The sequence below is a fragment of the Rheinheimera mangrovi genome (genome assembly GCF_003990335.1).
GTDB lineage: Bacteria > Pseudomonadota > Gammaproteobacteria > Enterobacterales > Alteromonadaceae > Pararheinheimera > Pararheinheimera mangrovi.
Genome location: NZ_CP034683.1, coordinates 1,396,276 through 1,413,571 on the forward strand (window position 1 = coordinate 1,396,276; position 17,296 = coordinate 1,413,571).

Annotated in this window: 13 protein-coding genes and 1 other RNA gene; 9 read left to right on the top strand and 5 right to left on the bottom strand. The window is 48.3% G+C overall.

Annotation, left to right across the window (positions count from 1 at the left end):
* The first annotated feature begins 43 nt into the window (after positions 1 to 43).
* Together gltX and EK374_RS06365 are read left to right on the top strand one after the other, a co-directional pair.
* Positions 44 to 1,450 carry a glutamate--tRNA ligase gene (gltX, locus tag EK374_RS06360; RefSeq protein ID WP_127021190.1) on the top strand — a complete coding sequence of 469 codons (1,407 nt, stop codon included), beginning with the start codon at positions 44 to 46 and terminating at the stop codon, positions 1,448 to 1,450.
* Between the two features lie 171 nt (positions 1,451 to 1,621).
* A complete protein-coding gene (locus tag EK374_RS06365; RefSeq protein WP_127021193.1) occupies positions 1,622 to 2,401 on the top strand; it encodes a DUF481 domain-containing protein in 780 nt (259 codons plus the stop codon).
* Positions 2,402 to 2,816: 415 nt separating this feature from the next.
* Here the strand turns inward: EK374_RS06365 and serA are convergent, their stop codons facing one another.
* The 5 genes from serA to EK374_RS06390 all read right to left on the bottom strand — a co-directional run bounded on the left by serA (position 2,817) and on the right by EK374_RS06390 (position 6,728).
* Positions 2,817 to 4,043 (bottom strand): phosphoglycerate dehydrogenase, encoded by a 1,227-nt coding sequence (serA, locus tag EK374_RS06370; protein WP_127021195.1) that lies wholly within the window; start codon positions 4,041 to 4,043, stop codon positions 2,817 to 2,819.
* 139 nt (positions 4,044 to 4,182) lie between these two features.
* Positions 4,183 to 4,839, bottom strand: coding sequence for a ribose-5-phosphate isomerase RpiA (rpiA, locus tag EK374_RS06375; protein WP_127021197.1), 657 nt, complete (start codon positions 4,837 to 4,839; stop codon positions 4,183 to 4,185).
* Positions 4,840 to 4,955: 116 nt separating this feature from the next.
* Positions 4,956 to 5,546, bottom strand: coding sequence for a 5-formyltetrahydrofolate cyclo-ligase (locus tag EK374_RS06380; protein WP_127021199.1), 591 nt, complete (start codon positions 5,544 to 5,546; stop codon positions 4,956 to 4,958).
* A 665-nt stretch (positions 5,547 to 6,211) separates the two neighbouring features.
* Positions 6,212 to 6,396: non-coding RNA, 6S RNA (gene ssrS / locus EK374_RS06385), on the bottom strand.
* 26 nt (positions 6,397 to 6,422) lie between these two features.
* Positions 6,423 to 6,728: a cell division protein ZapA gene (locus tag EK374_RS06390; protein WP_164731831.1), complete on the bottom strand. Its 306-nt coding sequence runs from the start codon at positions 6,726 to 6,728 to the stop codon at positions 6,423 to 6,425.
* A gap of 104 nt (positions 6,729 to 6,832) precedes the next feature.
* On the opposite strand from EK374_RS06390, the gene EK374_RS06395 reads away from it, so the two are divergent.
* From EK374_RS06395 to gcvP, 7 genes are all read left to right on the top strand, one after another.
* The gene (locus tag EK374_RS06395; RefSeq protein ID WP_127021203.1) at positions 6,833 to 7,414 is read left to right on the top strand and encodes a UPF0149 family protein; all 582 of its coding nucleotides are present in this window, start codon (positions 6,833 to 6,835) and stop codon (positions 7,412 to 7,414) included.
* A 12-nt stretch (positions 7,415 to 7,426) separates the two neighbouring features.
* Positions 7,427 to 8,740, top strand: coding sequence for a Xaa-Pro aminopeptidase (pepP, locus tag EK374_RS06400; RefSeq protein ID WP_127021205.1), 1,314 nt, complete (start codon positions 7,427 to 7,429; stop codon positions 8,738 to 8,740).
* Positions 8,741 to 8,755: 15 nt separating this feature from the next.
* The gene (ubiH, locus tag EK374_RS06405; RefSeq protein ID WP_127021207.1) at positions 8,756 to 9,985 is read left to right on the top strand and encodes a 2-octaprenyl-6-methoxyphenyl hydroxylase; all 1,230 of its coding nucleotides are present in this window, start codon (positions 8,756 to 8,758) and stop codon (positions 9,983 to 9,985) included.
* Between the two features lie 27 nt (positions 9,986 to 10,012).
* Positions 10,013 to 11,218 carry an FAD-dependent monooxygenase gene (locus EK374_RS06410; protein WP_127021209.1) on the top strand — a complete coding sequence of 402 codons (1,206 nt, stop codon included), beginning with the start codon at positions 10,013 to 10,015 and terminating at the stop codon, positions 11,216 to 11,218.
* 295 nt (positions 11,219 to 11,513) lie between these two features.
* Positions 11,514 to 12,593, top strand: a complete 1,080-nt coding sequence (gene gcvT / locus EK374_RS06415) for a glycine cleavage system aminomethyltransferase GcvT (protein WP_127021211.1) — start codon at positions 11,514 to 11,516, stop codon at positions 12,591 to 12,593.
* A 190-nt stretch (positions 12,594 to 12,783) separates the two neighbouring features.
* A complete protein-coding gene (gene gcvH / locus EK374_RS06420) occupies positions 12,784 to 13,173 on the top strand; it encodes a glycine cleavage system protein GcvH (RefSeq protein WP_127021213.1) in 390 nt (129 codons plus the stop codon).
* Between the two features lie 1,148 nt (positions 13,174 to 14,321).
* Complete coding sequence (gcvP, locus tag EK374_RS06425; RefSeq protein ID WP_127021215.1) at positions 14,322 to 17,213, top strand: aminomethyl-transferring glycine dehydrogenase; 2,892 nt, start codon at positions 14,322 to 14,324, stop codon at positions 17,211 to 17,213.
* Positions 17,214 to 17,296 lie beyond the last annotated feature (83 nt).

Consider the following 17,296-nt stretch of genomic DNA (forward strand, 5'->3'; position numbering starts at 1 on the left):
TGATACAATAGCGCCCAATTTTTTGGCCTTCAGTGGATTCATTATGTCTATAGTTACTCGTTTCGCGCCAAGCCCTACAGGTTACCTGCACGTTGGTGGCGCCCGCACAGCCTTATACAGCTGGTTACATGCACGTAAAACCGGCGGTACTTTTATCCTTCGTATTGAAGATACAGATTTAGAACGTTCAACTCAGGAATCTGTGGATGCCATTCTAGAAGGTATGGAATGGTTAGGCCTGGATTATGACGACGGCCCTTATTATCAAACCAAACGTTTTGATTTATATAAAGAAGTAGTTGCTCAGCTGCTGGCTGAAGGCAAAGCTTACAAGTGCTTCTGTACTGTTGAAGAAGTCGATGCAATGCGCGAAGCGCAAATGGCTGCCGGCGAAAAACCAAAATACAACGGTATGTGGCGTGATCGCACCGACCACCCAACCGACAAGCCTTATACCATTCGTTTTAAAAACCCGCTGGATGGCGTAGTGGTGATTGACGATTTAATCAAAGGCCGCATTGAAATTGCCAATGCCGAGCTGGACGATTTAATCATTGCCCGTAGTGACGGCACTCCAACTTATAACCTGACTGTTGTGGTTGATGACTGGAAAATGGGCATCACTCACGTTATCCGTGGTGATGACCATGTCAACAACACTCCACGTCAGATGAATATTCTGGCCGCTTTAGGCGCAGAACTGCCTAAATACGCGCACGTGCCTATGATTTTAGGTGACGATGGCAAACGTCTGTCAAAACGTCATGGTGCTGTTGGCGTCATGCAATACCGTGACAACGGTTTCCTGCCAGAAGCGCTGATCAACTATTTAGTGCGTTTAGGCTGGTCTCATGGCGATCAGGAAATTTTCAGCAAAGAAGAACTGGTCCAGCTGTTTGACTTAAGCGACTGTAACCGTGCGCCTTCGGCCTTTAACACCGACAAGCTTGTTTGGTTAAACCAGCACTACATGAAAACTCTGGCGCCAGAGTACGTAGCTAAACATTTAGCCTGGCATGTGGCCGATCAGAAGCTGGATATCAGCACTGGCCCGGCGCTGACAGAGCTGGTAAAAGTGCAGGCTGAGCGGGTGAAAACCTTAAAAGAACTGGTTGAAGTAAGCCGTTATTTCTACGAAGACTTCAGTGAGTTTGAAGAAAACGCTGCGAAAAAACACTTACGTCCTGTAGCCGCAGAGCCGCTGGTTGCTGTTCAGACCAAACTGGCTGAGCTGAATGATTGGTCAGTGGAAGCTTTACATCAAGCCATTAACGATGCCGCTGAAAGCTTAGGTTTAGGCATGGGCAAAGTAGGTATGCCTTTACGTGTGGCTGTCACAGGTGGTGGTAACTCACCCGCTTTAGACGCAACACTGGCACTGATTGGCAAAGATCGTGTATTAAAGCGCATCAGCATGGCGCTGGAATACATCAGCAACAGAGCTGAATAATCATTCGTAGGGGCGGGTCTTGTACCCGCCCGTCTAAATGGCGCATCGATGTCGAATGGAAAGGGCTGCGCCCCTTAAATCGCTCGATTCGCGTCAAAATTTGCTTCAGCAAGGCTGCATTCATTTGCAGTTGTCAAAATCATTTTCATTTTATAAGAAGGGTTATACAACATGCGTTTAGTAGTCGCATTGTCAGCAGTACTGTTATGTTCCGCAGTCTCTGTTCAGGCACAGGAATTTCAAAAAAAACATGGTGAAGAAGAAACCACTGTTCCACCTTGGGGTGGTGACGTAGAAGTAGGGGTAGTGCTGAGTCGTGGTAACACAGAAGCCACAGCTGTACGGACCAATGCTGAATTAAAACACGAGCTGGAGGATTTCCGTAACAAATACTTTATCCAGACTTTGTTGCAACGAAATACCCAAACCAACAGCGCTACAGGTGAAAAAGAAGATAAAACCACAGGTCAGCGGGTAGGTGTCACAGCGCAAAGTAACTATAAATTTTTCCGCTCAGACAGCAGCTTGTTCGGTCGTGCCGCTTATTTGAATGACCGTTTTGGTGCCTTCCGTGAACAATCCTCTGTAGCAGTGGGTTATGCCAACCGCTTGTACGAAGACGGTCAGAACTACTTAGACTTCGAAACAGGTCCGGGTATGGCGTATGACAGACCATCCGAAGGCGAAAGTAACTCAGGTATGATTTGGTACGCTGCGGGTAACTTTGAGTATCACTTCTCAGAAACCAGTAAGTTTAAACAAACGCTGGAATACGCCATTTCGTTAGATGGTCATAACACCAGTTACACCAGCCGTAGTGCGGTAACAGCGCAAATCAACAATCAGCTGGCTCTGCGTTTAAGCCTGAATATTAAGTACGACTCAGATGTAGGTGTGGATAAGAAAAGCACTGACTCTGAAACAGCCGCTTCTATCGTTTATTCATTCTAAAGAAAAAGGGGGTCTGCTCTGATCCCTTTTGTTGAACAGCCTAAGTAATTGGAGTTGCAGCGCGACGACAAAGGATTGAGACCCCAGGAGCATAGTTGCCTATGCGACTGGGGCGAGAACATGCAGTCAACAAAGCTGCAGCTTCAAGTACGACGACGGGTATCAGCCTAAGTAATTGGAGTTGCAGCGCGACGACAAAGGATTGAGACCCCAGGAGCATAGTTGCCTATGCGACTGGGGCGAGAACCTGCAGTCAACAAAGCTGCAGCTTCAAGTACGACGACGGGTATCAGCCTAAGTAATTGGAGTTGCAGCGCGACGACAAAGGATTGAGACCCCAGGAGCATAGTTGCCTATGCGACTGGGGCGAGAACCTGCAGTCAACAAAGCTGCAGCTTCAAGTACGACGGCTGAATTAGTGTAAGACCCGGGCGCGTAAAGTCCCTGGAATCGCCTTCAACTCATTCAGGGCCAGTTCGTGGTCCAGTGAATCGATGTCGATGACTACATAACCAATTTCTGCATTGGTTTGCAGATACTGACCCGAAATGTTGATGCCGTGTTTAGCAAAGGCTTCGTTGATTTTGGTCAGCATACCTGGTTGGTTTTTGTGGATATGCAGTAAACGTGAGCGGCCTCTGTGTTCTGGCAAGGAGACTTCAGGGAAATTCACCGCTGACAAGGTAGAACCGTTGTCACTGTATTTCACCATCTTACCAGCTACTTCAAAGCCGATATTTTCCTGCGCTTCCTGCGTAGAACCACCAATATGTGGCGTCAGGATCACATTGTCGAATTCGCGCAGCGGCGATACAAACTCTTCATCATTGCTGGTCGGTTCCACCGGGAATACGTCAATGGCAGCACCGGCCAGTTTTTTCGCTTTCATCACTGCAGCTAATGCATCGATGTCGACCACAGTGCCGCGTGAAGCGTTGATCAGAATGCTGCCTTGTTTCATCAAGTCCAGTTCAGCTTCGCCGATCATATTTTTCGTCTGAGCTGTTTCAGGCACATGCAAAGTCACCACATCTGAAGTTTTCAGCAAAGTGCCAAAATCGACTTGTGTGGCATTACCTAATACCAGCTTGTCTTCGATATCGTAAAACTGCACACGCATACCGATGTTTTCCGCCATGATGCTCAGCTGAGTACCGATATGGCCGTAACCAATAATGCCTAAGGTTTTACCACGGGCTTCAAACGACTGAGTTGCAGTTTTTTGCCAGACACCGCGGTGCGCCGCCGCATTACGCTCCGGAATACCACGCAGCAGCATAATGATTTGGCCTAACACCAGTTCAGCCACAGAGCGGGTATTGGAAAACGGCGCGTTGAATACCGGAATACCACGCATCAACGCAGCGTCTAAATCCACCTGATTGGTACCAATACAGAAGCAACCAACCGCAGCTAGTTTAGAGGCTGCGTCCAGCACTTTTTCGGTCAGTTGGGTGCGTGAACGAATACCAATAAAATGCACGTCACGGATTTTTTCAATCAGTTCAGCTTCATCCAAAGAGGTCTTCAGATACTCAATGTTGCTGTAGCCTTGATTCTTAAAGCTCTGCACCGCACTTTGGTGCAAACCTTCCAGTAACAGGATCTTGATCTTGTCTTTGGGCAGCGAAAATTTTTCCATTTTACTTCTCTTTAACTTGTTGCAATTTAAATTCGATTCATTTCATCCCAGCTCTAAGTAATTGGAGTTGCAGCGCTACGAGTAGGGGCTGGGTTTATCCCTGCCCGTTTTTTCTGCTGCGGCTTCAAGTACGACGAGCTCAGTTTAAGATTTTTGTGCCTTCGGCAGTACCGACCAGAACTATATCTGCCGCGCGACGGGCAAAAATACCGTTTGTTACTACGCCGACCAGGTTGTTTATTTGTTGTTCTAATTCTTCTGGCTTAGCAATGCTAAGGCCATGCACATCTAAAATAATATTGCCGTTGTCTGTCACTACATTTTCACGCCAGACGGGGCGACCACCTAATTTTTCCAGCTCACGAGTGACATAAGCACGGGCCATAGGGATCACTTCAACAGGTAAAGGAAATTTGCCGAGTACATTCACTTGTTTGGTTTGATCAACAATACAAACAAACTTTTCAGCCACAGCTGCGACAATTTTTTCGCGGGTAAGCGCTGCGCCACCGCCTTTAATCATATGGTTTTGCGGGTTAATTTCGTCAGCACCATCGACGTACACCCCAAAACTTTCCACATCGTTTAAGTCCAGCACTGTAATACCTAAAGCACGCATTTTTTCAGTGGATTGCACTGAACTGGACACTGCACCTTTGATCTGATCTTTGATAGTGGCCAGCGCGTCAATAAAGTGATTGACAGTTGAGCCAGTGCCCACACCGACAATAGTCTGAGGCGCTACATAATCCAATGCTGCCCAGGCGGCATTTTTTTTCATCTGATCTTGAGTCATAGGTCTACCGGAAAGTTTTTGAGCCACGTTTAGCCATACAGATGGATAGTAGCCGAAAAGGGGGATCGGGCAAAAGGGGCAAAAGGTAAAAGAGCGGAAAGAATTTCAGTTTTTACTTATTGTTCACTAAAAGTACAAAAACGGCTGGGAGTACAGATAGCCGGAAGCGGAATGTCCCAGGCTTCGACTGGCACTGTTTCGACGTGCTGGCAATCATGAGCTAAGCCAATCAGTTGCGGCTTTCTGGCAGTAGAATCCAGTTGGCTTAAGGTTCTGTCATAAAAACCGCCGCCCATGCCCAAACGTTGACCTTGAGAGTCAAAAGCAACCAAAGGTGTAAACATCAGATCCAGTTGGCTGACAGGGCGTAACAAGCTGCAATTGAGCTCTGGTTCGCCTATGCCAAACTGATTGGGAGTTAGTAAAGTATCCGGAGTATAAAGCTGAAACACCAGATAACCAGGTACGACAGGATGCAGTAACGGCAGGTATAAGCTTTTGCCTTGTTGCCATAAAGCCTGAATAAGCGGAGTTGTATCCAGTTCACCATCATTGGTCAGGTATAAAGCGATGTGCTGAGCTTGTTGTACTTCAGGCCGGGGCAATAGCTGCTGCACTAAATCCAGACTGGCCTGGTGCTGCTGTTCTGTGGATAAAGACCGGCGCAAAGCACGAATATGGCTGCGAAGCTGTTGGCGTGAAGTCAAAACAGTAAACCTGAAAATCAAAGATAAGCGGACTATAAAACAGAAAGGGTTAGCTGCAAAGGTTTTGAATTTTAAACGGACGGGTACAAGACCCGCCCCTACAATATGGTCATGGTTTTTAAACAATACCCGTCTGGGTTTTGGCGTTCGGATCTGCGTGCGGGGACAAACCCTGCGCTTGGGAAACCTTGTTGGCTAGGTGATTTATTGTAGGGGCGACCTTTATGGTCGCCCGTGGTTGTCATCCAATACTTGTTGTCGTATTTGATGCCGCTTTCGGGCGGGTACAAGACCCGCCCCTACAATGTGGTCATGGTTTTTAAACAATACCCGTCTGGTGTTTGGCGTTCTGATCTGTTTGCGGGGACAACCCCTGCGTCTGGGGAACCTTGTTGGCTAGGTGATTTATTGTAGGGGCGACCTTTATGGTCGCCCGTGGTTGTCATCCAATACTTGTTGTCGTATTTGATGCCGTTTTCGGGCGGGTACAAGACCCGCCCCTACAATTTATATCCAGAATGAATCTAAAGTTGGGCAAGGAATTTGATTTGCAGCGTGATGAGTATTTGTAGTGGCGAGGCTTGCCTCGTCCGTCGGGTGTTTAAATCAATGCGTGGGAATGGAGAGAAAATGACAAAGCTGCGGCTTCAAGTACGAAGGATAAAAGGTTCTCCGAATTGCCGTGTCAAGTATCAGCCCTTGAACCTAAGGTTCAAGGCGGGAGTCAGTTTGTCACCGTAGGCTTCTCGGTACGAGCCGAGCCTGCACAAAAGCAACAAGAAGGAGCCCCTAAAGTAAAACAATTATCGGCTCAGGGACATCTACCTAATCACTGACAACTCAGAGAACGCCGTAAGTATAACACCAGCTTTTTGATTATTCCGCCTTCTTTTTTACTTCTACGAGCTCATTGCACAAATTTAGCGCAATCATCAGTAAAACATCCTCATTCATGTGCACACCTGGTTTGAATTTTGTACTGGCAACCCTTTGTTCTAATTCATCAATGGCATCTTGTAGCCGTTGTTCTTCGCCCAAAGGGCAGGACACTTTGAGTACCCGGCCTAAAACAGAGATGGTCAGTTGCTTAGGTTTTGTACTGGCTACAGGTTTGGAGACAGGTTTTTTCACCACGGCTTCAGCTGGTGGAGGGTCAACAGGGCGAAATTTACGTAAATGCATGATTGATACCTCTGGGCCTGCGATTGGGGCGTCCATCTGTTGGCGGGTAGAACCAGCAAATGGTAGGATAGCTGCCTTGAAAAGTCGCTTGGGCCGAAAAAATTATGACGACAGAATCTTTTAAATCTTACGATCACTGGACCAGTTTGCTGGATCAATCTTACCTGATGGCGTCGGCCGCCGAAGTACATGGCTTGATCGCAGGCTTACTAAGTGCCGGTGTGAGCGCAGAACCGGCGAAGATTTTACCAGTTCTGCATGACTTCTTAAATGACGGGCAAGCCTTATCTGCCCCTGTTAAAGCAGATATTTCCGACTTAATTATGCAAACGTCCGAATCTTTGGCACAGACCGACTATTCCTTTGCATTATTGCTGCCAGGTGACGACGATTCCTTGCCTGAACGCCTTGAAGCTATGGTCGAATGGACCCAGTCTTTTTTAGTGGGTTTTGCCATTCAACAGAACGATTTATCGCTTTGTTCAGCCGATGTGAAAGACGCAATAGAAGAACTGACCGAAATCACCAAAATTGACGTATTTGCTATAGACGACAACAGCGCAGAAAGTAACGAAGAGTCCTACTTCCTGGTGCTGGAGCATATTCGTTTACTGGTGCTGACTTGCTTTAACGAAGTAGGGCTGAAATTCAGCAAAAACGACGTTCAGAATAAAACTTTGCATTAAGAGTCTTTGGCAATGAATTTGAGTATCCATCAAAACAGACGTGAGCGCTTGCTTACATCAGTACCTAACAACAGCGTAGTTTTAGTACCAGCTGCTGTGGAGTTAACCCGCAGCCGCGACACTGAATACCCTTTTCGTCAGGACAGCGACTTCTTTTATCTGACGGGTTTTAATGAACCTGACGCGCTTTTGATCCTGAGCAAAGATAATTCCGGCAACACTGCTAGTCTGTTGCTGTGCCGGCCGAAAGACCAGCTGGCTGAGGTCTGGCAAGGTCGTCGTTTAGGGCCGGAGCAAGCCAAAGCCGCATTGGGTTTAGATGCGTTGCCTATTGTAGAGCTGGATAACGAACTACTTAAAGCATTGAACCAAAAAACTACGCTTTGGTATGCGCAGGGTACTTATGCTGAATTTGACGCCAAAGTTGCAGCCACTTTAGCCACCTTAAGGCTTTATCCTAAGCGTGGTTACGTAGCACCTACAGTGCAACAGGATCTACGGCCTGTGACGGCTGAAATGCGCTTGTTTAAAGATGAAGAGGAAATTCATCAAATGCGCCAGGCCGGTTATATCAGTGCCAAAGCGCATAAAAGAGCCATGCAAGCCGCTAAAGCCGGTGTGTGGGAATATCAGCTCGAAGCCCATATTCTGCATGAGTTTGCCATGCATGGTGCCCGCCATCCGGGCTACAACTGCATAGTAGGAGCTGGTGAAAACGGCTGTATTTTGCATTACACCGATAACAGCAGTCAGCTGAAAGACGGTGATTTAGTGCTGATTGATGCAGGTAGCGAGTACCAGGGCTATACGGCGGATATTACCCGTACTTTCCCGGCCAGTGGCAAATTCAGCCCGGAACAGGCCGCTGTGTATCAGGTGGTGTTAAATGCTCAGTACGCTGCTTGTGCTCAGGTTAAACCTGGCAACAAATTTAAAGATGCGCTGGACGCTGCGTGTTTAGAACTGACTAAAGGCTTATTGGATTTAGGTATTTTGCAAGGCGAGCTGGAACAGCTTTTGAAAGACAATGCCTGCAAAGCCTATTTTATCCATGGTTTAGGCCATTGGCTGGGGCTGGATGTGCATGATGTTGGTGCTTACAAACTTGCTGGCGAAGAGCGGCCTTTTGCACCTGGCATGATTTTAACCATAGAACCGGGTTTATATATCCCAACAGGCTCGCCTTGTGATTCTAAGTGGTGGGGTCTGGCGGTACGGATTGAAGACAATTTGCTGGTAACAGCTGAAGGCCATGACAACCTGACCGACTTAGTGCCAAAAGAGATCGCCGAAATTGAAGCCTTAATGGCGCAAAGCCACAGCTAAACACAGGATGAATTGATGTCAGAGACTTACAGTACAGAACAACCTCTGGATCTGCTGATCGCAGGCGGTGGTATGGCCGGATCTCTGCTGGCTTATGTGCTGCTCAGTCAAAATCCTGCATTAAAGCTGGCTATTGTTGAACAAAGCTCAGATAAAGAGCCGTCCAAAGCCAGCTTTGACAGCCGCAGCATAGCCCTGGCCCATGGCAGTGTAGAGCTGCTCAAACAATGGGGCCTGTGGCAGGAGCTGCAACAAAGTGGCTGTGCTATTAAACATATCCATATCTCTGATCGTGGCCATTTTGGTAAAACCTATTTAAATGCCGCCGATCATCAGTTGGCGGCTTTAGGCCAGGTGATTGAAGTTGAAGCCATAGGCGAAGTACTGTGGCAAAAACTGAAAACTTATACAGCACAAGGCCGCTTGCATTGGTTTTATCAGGATGCCATTAGCGCCATAACGCCCAGCGCCGAGCTTCAGCAGGTCAGCCTGAAAAGTGGCGCTGTGCTGCAGACTAAGTTACTGGTTATTGCTGAAGGCGGCTTATCACCCAGTCGCAGCTTAGCGGGTTTTGAACTGAAATCTGATGATTATCAGCAGCATGCGCTGATCGCCAATATAGGTTTGGCCGACTCGCATCAACACAAAGCCTTTGAGCGTTTTACTCCCACCGGGCCTTTGGCTTTGTTGCCTTTAACAAGGCAGCGTTATTCGCTGGTCTGGACTTTAACGCCTGAACAAGCTGCGCATCATGTAAAGCAACCAGAGCAAGAGTTTTTAGCCGCATTGCAACAGTCTGCAGGCCACAGGGCTGGTGTATTTAAAACTGTAGGTCAGCGCGTGGTGTACCCGCTGAGTTTAAAGCGGGCCACCGAAGCTTCGCGCCATCGCACTGTGCTGCTTGGTAATAGTTTGCATAACCTGCACCCTATAGCAGGTCAGGGTTTTAATCTGGCTATCCGCGATATTTTTAGTTTAAGTTTATTGCTGCAAAAACATCAGACAGATGTTGGTTGTTATTCATTAACCAAAGCCTATCAGCAGGCGCGTTTGCCAGATATGCAGCAAGTGATTATGTATACCGACTCGCTAGTACGGCTATTTTCCAATTCATCGCGCCTGATGGCGCTTGGCCGTAATACAGGTTTATTCGCCTTAAACCTGTGCCCTGATTTAAAACAAGCTGTGGCTAACCAGGCCATGGGGCTCAATTCTATTCGCCAGTTAAAGGCGCTGCTGAGTTAAACCTCAGCCTGAAAAAAGAGATCGCAGATGATCGAAAATGATATTTGTATCGTTGGCGCAGGCAGTGCAGGTTTAACGCTTGCCCTTTTACTGGCCGACTCACCGCTTAAAATTGCCGTGCTGGATAAAGAGCCAGCGCCTGCGCTTGTCGCTCCCAGCTTAAAACGGGTTAGTGCGCTGAATCAGGCGTCAAAACGCTTGTTGAGTCAGCTTGGCGTTTGGCAGGACTTAACGTCAGCCGCGCCTTACACAGATATGAAAGTCTGGGAGGCTGACAGTTTTGGCCGCATTGAGTTTTCTGCGCTGGAACAAGGTTGTGACGAGCTGGGCTTTATAGTGGATAACGAACAGCTGCGTGCAGTGCTGTACAGCAAACTGCAAAGCAAAACCAATGTCAGTTGCCAGTTTCAAAGCACTATTTTAAATATCAGCAATAGCGAGCAACAAAACCTGCTGACTATTGCTGATCAAAGCCCGATCCTGTGCAAACTGTTGGTGGCTGCTGATGGTGCTAACTCTTTTGTGCGTCAGCAACTGCACATGCCTATCGCCTTTTGGGATTACCAGCATCAGGCTTTAGTAGCACAAATCCGCACTGCTGAACCTCATCAAAGCTGCGCCCGGCAGGTGTTTTTACCTACTGGTCCGCTGGCGTTATTGCCATTGGCCGACCCGCATTTAGTTTCTATTGTCTGGAGTACCAGCCCTGAGCAAGCAGCAGAACTGCAAGCAATGCCCGCTGATCAGTTTAATAAAGCCTTAACAGCAGCCAGCAATTCGGTATTAGGCCTGTTGCAGCTTGAGTCAGCACTTAACAGCTACCCGCTAAAAATGCGTTATGCCAGCGAATGGGTGCTGAATAAAACTGTGCTGGTGGCCGACGCTGCCCACACCATTCACCCGCTGGCGGGGCAGGGTATGAACCTGGGTTTAATGGACGTTGCCGCATTAGCAGAACTAATAGATCAGCAAATTAAGGCGCAAAAGCCGATTAATGAACAACGAATGCTGCGAAATTATGAACGCTGGCGCAAAGCTGAAGCGCAAACTCTGATCGCTGCTATGGAAGCCTTTAAACAAGGCTTTGGCCGGCAAAACCCCGTGCTTAAATTAGTGCGTGGTGTGGGAATGTCGCTGACTGATAAACTGCCTTTCGTAAAACAAAAAATAATGGCTGCGGCTTTAGGTGATTCTGGCGATCTCCCAATAAGGGCAAGGCCTACAGCCAAGTGACGGGCTGTTCAAAGGACTAAAATAGCAGGGTTATTTGCAATAGCTCCGCTATTCGCATTATTAAATCTAATCCAAAAGGGGCTGTTGGCCTCTGGCCCCATCGGTTATAATCCAGTTCATCTTAAAATGTCATTCGGTTATAAGCAGATTTCTGTGAATATTTGATGACAAGTTCCTGTTGTTCACGCGGCCTGAAAAGCTCCAGCAGCGCAGGCCAGAATTTATTGTCTGCTTCGGCAGCATAATTACCTAAGTAGCTTGAAGTTACAGCGGGTAAAAAACTGGGGAAAAACAGATGGCCCAAAAAACAGTATTATTCGCAAAGCATGTAGAATGTGGCGCAAAAATGGTGGACTTTCACGGCTGGGATATGCCGCTGAACTACGGTTCACAAATTGAAGAACACCACAATGTCCGTCAGGACGCTGGTATGTTCGACGTCTCTCACATGACTATCGTTGACCTGAAAGGGCCAAACACCCGCAACTTCCTGCGTTATTTATTAGCCAACGACGTTAACAAACTGACCGTATCAGGCAAAGCCTTATACAGCGGCATGTTAAACGAAGCCGGTGGCGTGATTGACGACTTAATAGTGTATTTCCTGACTGAAGACTTCTTCCGCTTAGTAGTGAACTCTGCCACCCGCGAAAAAGATTTAGCCTGGATCAACCAGCAAGCTGCAGCCTATAACGTCACTGTGACCGAACGTCCAGAGTTCGCCATGATCGCAGTGCAAGGCCCACAAGCTAAAGCCAAAGTAGCCACCTTATTAACTGAAGAGCAAAAAGCTGCTGTTGCTGGTATGAAGCCATTTTTTGGTGTGCAGGCCGGTTCCTTGTTTATTGCAACTACTGGCTACACAGGCGAAGACGGTTACGAAATCTCTTTACCTAACGAAGAAGCCGCTGACTTCTGGCAAAAACTGCTGGACGCTGGTGTAAAACCAGCAGGTTTAGGCGCCCGTGATACTTTACGTTTAGAAGCAGGTATGAACCTGTACGGTCAGGATATGGACGAAACTGTATCGCCACTGGCCGCCAACATGGGCTGGACTATCGCCTGGGAACCAAGTGACCGTAATTTTATCGGCCGCGCAGCACTGGAACAGCAAAAAGCGGCTGGCACCATGAAGCTGGTGGGTTTAGTGATGGAACAAAAAGGCGTATTACGTCACGGCCAAAAAGTTGTGACTGAAGGCGGCGAAGGCGAAATTACTTCTGGTACTTTCTCTCCTACTTTAGGTTTCAGTATCGCTATGGCCCGTGTACCAGCTTCGACTGGCGACACTGCCGAAGTAGATATCCGTGGCAAACTGGTTCAGGTAAAAGTAGTGAAGCCTAACTTTGTGCGTATGGGTAAAAAAGTAATCTGATTTAAATACAGTGGCTTGCTTTGTCTGAAACGTTTTTGTCTAAGAAATAAACAGACAAGGTGAGCCGCCTTAAGCTTGCGGCAAAAGCATAGCTTCGCTATGTTGTTTGCCAGAGTCAGTCAGTAGACTGGCTGCGGTCTAACTAGCAGATAAACAAAAAGCCACCAAGGTCTGATTTAAGGAATTGAACATGAGCAACATCCCTAACGAATTAAAGTACGCTCCGTCACACGAATGGGTTCGTGACGAAGGTAATGGCGTTTTCACCGTAGGTATCTCTGAGCACGCTCAGGACCTGTTAGGTGACATGGTATTTGTTGAATTACCAGACGTTGGTGATGTTGTAGCTCAGGGCGACGACGTAGCTGTAGCTGAGTCTGTAAAAGCAGCATCAGACATCTACGCTCCGGTATCTGGCGAAATCGTTGCAGTAAACGATGCATTAAACGATTCTCCAGAGCTGGTAAACAGCGCACCATACGGTGACGGCTGGATGTTCAAAATCAAGATTTCTGACGAATCTGAACTGGCAGGCTTATTAGACGCCGCTGGTTACCAGAGCGTTGTTGACTCTGAATAAGTAGATTCAAAACAATTGTAAAGCCCTGTTCGCACAGGGCTTTTAATTTGTAGATAAAGGTTAGGCAGAAATTGTAGGGGCGGGGTTTACCCCCGCCCGAACATCGGATTAAACCGAATAGACGGGCGAGGACAAGCCTCGCCCCTACGGATATCTGATAACGCGCTGATATAAATGAGTTTTGTAGGGGCGGGGTTTACCCCCGCCCGTGACAGACCCGACAAAACCGCAGATGTCGATAGATAGACATAGGCGGTCCAACCGAAAACACGGTTTGGGTTAGATCGAATAAATAAACGGGTTTTGTAGGGGCGGGGTTTATCCCCGCCCGTGACAGACCCAACAAAACCGCAGATGTCGATAGATAGACATAGGCGGTCCAACCGAAAACACGGTTTGGGTTAGAACGAATAAATAAACGGGCATTGTAGGGGCGGGGTTTACCCCCGCCCGCAACAGACCCAACAAAACCACAGATGTCGATAGATAGACATAGGCGGTCCAACCGAAAACACGGTTTGGGTTAGATCGAATAAATAAACGGGTTTTGTAGGGGCGGGGTTTACCCCGCCCGTGACAGACCCGACAAAACCGCAGATGTCGATAGATAGACGTGTGTGGTCCAACCGTAAAAGGTTGGGTTAGAACGAATAAATAAACGGGCATTGTAGGGGCGGGGTTTACCCCCGCCCGTGACAGACCCGACAAAACCGCAGATGTCGATAGATAGACGTGTGTGGTCCAACCGTAAAAGGTTGGGTTAGAACGAATAAATAAACGGGCATTGTAGGGGCGGGGTTTACCCCCGCCCGCAACGAGCCCAGACAAAACCGCAGATGTCGATAGATAGACATAGGCGGTCCAACCGTAAAAGGTTGGGTTAGAACGAATAAATAAACGGGCATTGTAGGGGCGGGGTTTACCCCCGCCCGCAACGAGCCCAGACAAAACCGCAGATGTCGATATAAAGACAGAGGCGTGCCAACCGTCATAGGTTGGGGTAATGAATAAATAAACGGGTTTTGTAGGAGCGGGGTTTACCCCCGCCCGTGCTGACCCCAACAGGGATTTTACCAACAGCTGGGCCAAAACCCAGAACTGTGCGTAATCTCCAGCATATTGTTAAGACCATTTAGGAACTTCAAGGCATGACCACTTCAGCTGTGAAAACCCTGTCGCAACTTGCGAACCACCAGGAATTTATACAACGCCATATAGGCCCGGACGCTAACGAAACAGCAGCTATGCTGGCTGAATTAGGCGTAAGCAGCATGGAAGAGCTGATCGCACAAACTGTGCCTGCTTCCATTCGCCTGCCAAAGCCACTGGCAACTGGTGAAGCCACAACTGAAGCGGACGCTCTGGCGTACTTAAAAGCTGCTGCGAACAAAAACAAAATGTTCAAAAGCTACATTGGTATGGGCTACCACCCAACACTGACACCAAATGTGATTTTACGTAACGTGTTAGAAAACCCGGGCTGGTACACTGCGTACACCCCATACCAACCGGAAATTGCTCAGGGCCGTTTAGAAGCTCTGCTGAACTTCCAACAAATTTCTTTAGATTTAACAGGTATGGAGCTGGCATCGGCTTCATTACTGGACGAAGCCACTGCAGCTGCTGAAGCTATGGCGCTGGCTAAACGTGTGGCAAAAAGCAAAGCTAACACTTACTTCATCGCTGACGACGTGCACCCACAAACTATTGACGTAGTGCGTACCCGTGCGGAAATGTTTGGTTTTGACGTAATCATTGGCAAAGCCACTGACGCAGTGAACCACGACGTCTTTGGTGCTTTATTACAGTACCCTTCAACGACTGGTGAAGTGCGTGACGACAGCGGCCTGATTGCAGCACTGCAGGCGAAAAAAGCCGTAGTTGCAGTAGCAGCCGACATGATGAGTTTACTGTTATTAAAATCGCCAGGCGAATTAGGTGCAGACGTCGTATTAGGTTCTGCCCAGCGTTTTGGTGTGCCTATGGCTTTTGGTGGCCCACACTCAGCGTTTTTCGCTACCCGTGACGATTACAAACGTTCTATGCCAGGCCGTATCATAGGTGTGTCGAAAGACCGTCGTGGTAATCAGGCACTGCGTATGGCAATGCAAACCCGTGAACAGCATATCCGTCGTGAAAAAGCTAACTCAAACATTTGTACAGCTCAGGTGTTACTGGCCAACATGGCGTCTTTCTTCGCTGTGTACCACGGCCCTGAAGGCCTGAAAAACATCGCTGAACGTATTCACCGTTCTGCTGACGTATTTGCAGCTGGCCTTCAAGCCAAAGGCGTGTCTTTAGTACACAACACCTGGTTCGACACTGTTACTTTTAAAGTGGCTGACCGCGCCTCTGTTGTAGCTCGCGCTATCGCCGCTGAAGTGAACTTACGTACTGATATCGCCGATAGCTTAAGCGTGAGCTTCCACGAAATGACCTCTGCTGCTGATATAGCTCAGCTGTTCGATATCGTATTAGGTGCTGGCCATGGCTTAGATGTAACTAAGCTGGATGCTGAGATCGTTGCTAAAGGCTCAAACTCTATTCCTGCTGATTTAGTTCGTACTTCTAAGTACTTAACGCACCCGGTATTTAACCAGTACCATTCTGAAACAGAAATGCTGCGTTATATCAAAAAGTTGGAAAACAAAGACTTAGCACTGAACCACTCAATGATTTCTTTAGGTTCGTGCACCATGAAGTTAAACGCTACAGCCGAAATGATCCCTGTGACCTGGCCAGAATTTGGTTCACTGCACCCCTTCGTGCCACGCGACCAGGCTGAAGGTTACTACGACATGATTGGCGAGCTGGCCAACTGGTTAGTCGACATCACAGGCTACGACGCTGTGTCTATGCAGCCCAACTCAGGTGCTCAGGGCGAATACGCCGGTATGATCGCTATTCGTAAATACCACGAAAGCCGCGGCGATTCACACCGTAACGTCTGTTTAATCCCTGTGTCTGCACACGGTACTAACCCTGCAACCGCAGCTATGGCCTGCTTTGAAGTGGTACTGGTAGATTGCGACAAGAGCGGTAACATCGACATGGCCGATTTAAAAGCCAAAGCTGAAGCCGTATCCGACAAGTTAGCCGCCATTATGGTGACTTACCCGTCGACCCACGGTGTATTCGAAGAGTCTATCCGCGAGCTGTGTGACATCATCCACGCCCACGGTGGCCAGGTCTATATGGACGGCGCCAACATGAACGCTCAGGTAGGTATTACTTCTCCTGGCTTTATCGGTGCTGACGTATCGCATTTAAACCTGCACAAAACCTTCTGTATTCCTCATGGCGGTGGCGGCCCGGGCATGGGTCCAATTGGTGTGAAAAAACAGTTGGCTCCCTTTATGCCAAACCACGCTGTTGTCAAAATTGAAGGCACTGGCGCAAACAACGGCGCAGTATCTGCTGCTCCATTTGGTAGCGCAGGCATTCTGCCAATCAGCTGGATGTACATCAAAATGATGGGCGGCGAAGGTTTACGTCAGGCCACTGAAATGGCGATTTTAAACGCCAACTACATGGCGAAAAAACTGGGCGAACACTTCCCGGTACTGTACGTAGGCACCAACGGCCGCGTAGCGCACGAATGTATTATCGACATGCGTCCACTGAAAGAAAAAACCGGCGTCACCGAAATGGACATCGCCAAACGTTTAATGGACTACGGCTTCCACGCCCCAACTATGTCTTTCCCGGTAGCCGGCACGCTGATGATCGAGCCTACTGAGTCTGAAAGCAAAGTGGAACTGGACAAATTTATCACCGCCATGACTTCTATCCGCAATGAAATTGCCAGGGTAGAAGCAGGGGAGTGGACTGCAGACAATAACCCTCTGCACTTCGCACCTCACACTATGGAAGATATTTTCGACCCAAGCTGGGACCGCCCATACGAGCGTCAGTACGCTGCATTCCCTGCACAGTACGTGGCAGAAAACAAATTCTGGCCAACAGTCACCCGTATCGACGACGTATACGGCGACCGCAACCTGATGTGTGCTTGCCCTAGTCCGGAAGATTATCGGTAATAAAAGAAACCCGCCACCCGGCGGGTTTTTTTATTACCTGTTGATATTCAACTGTATGGCTTGTCCCCGCCCGCATCCTCAGC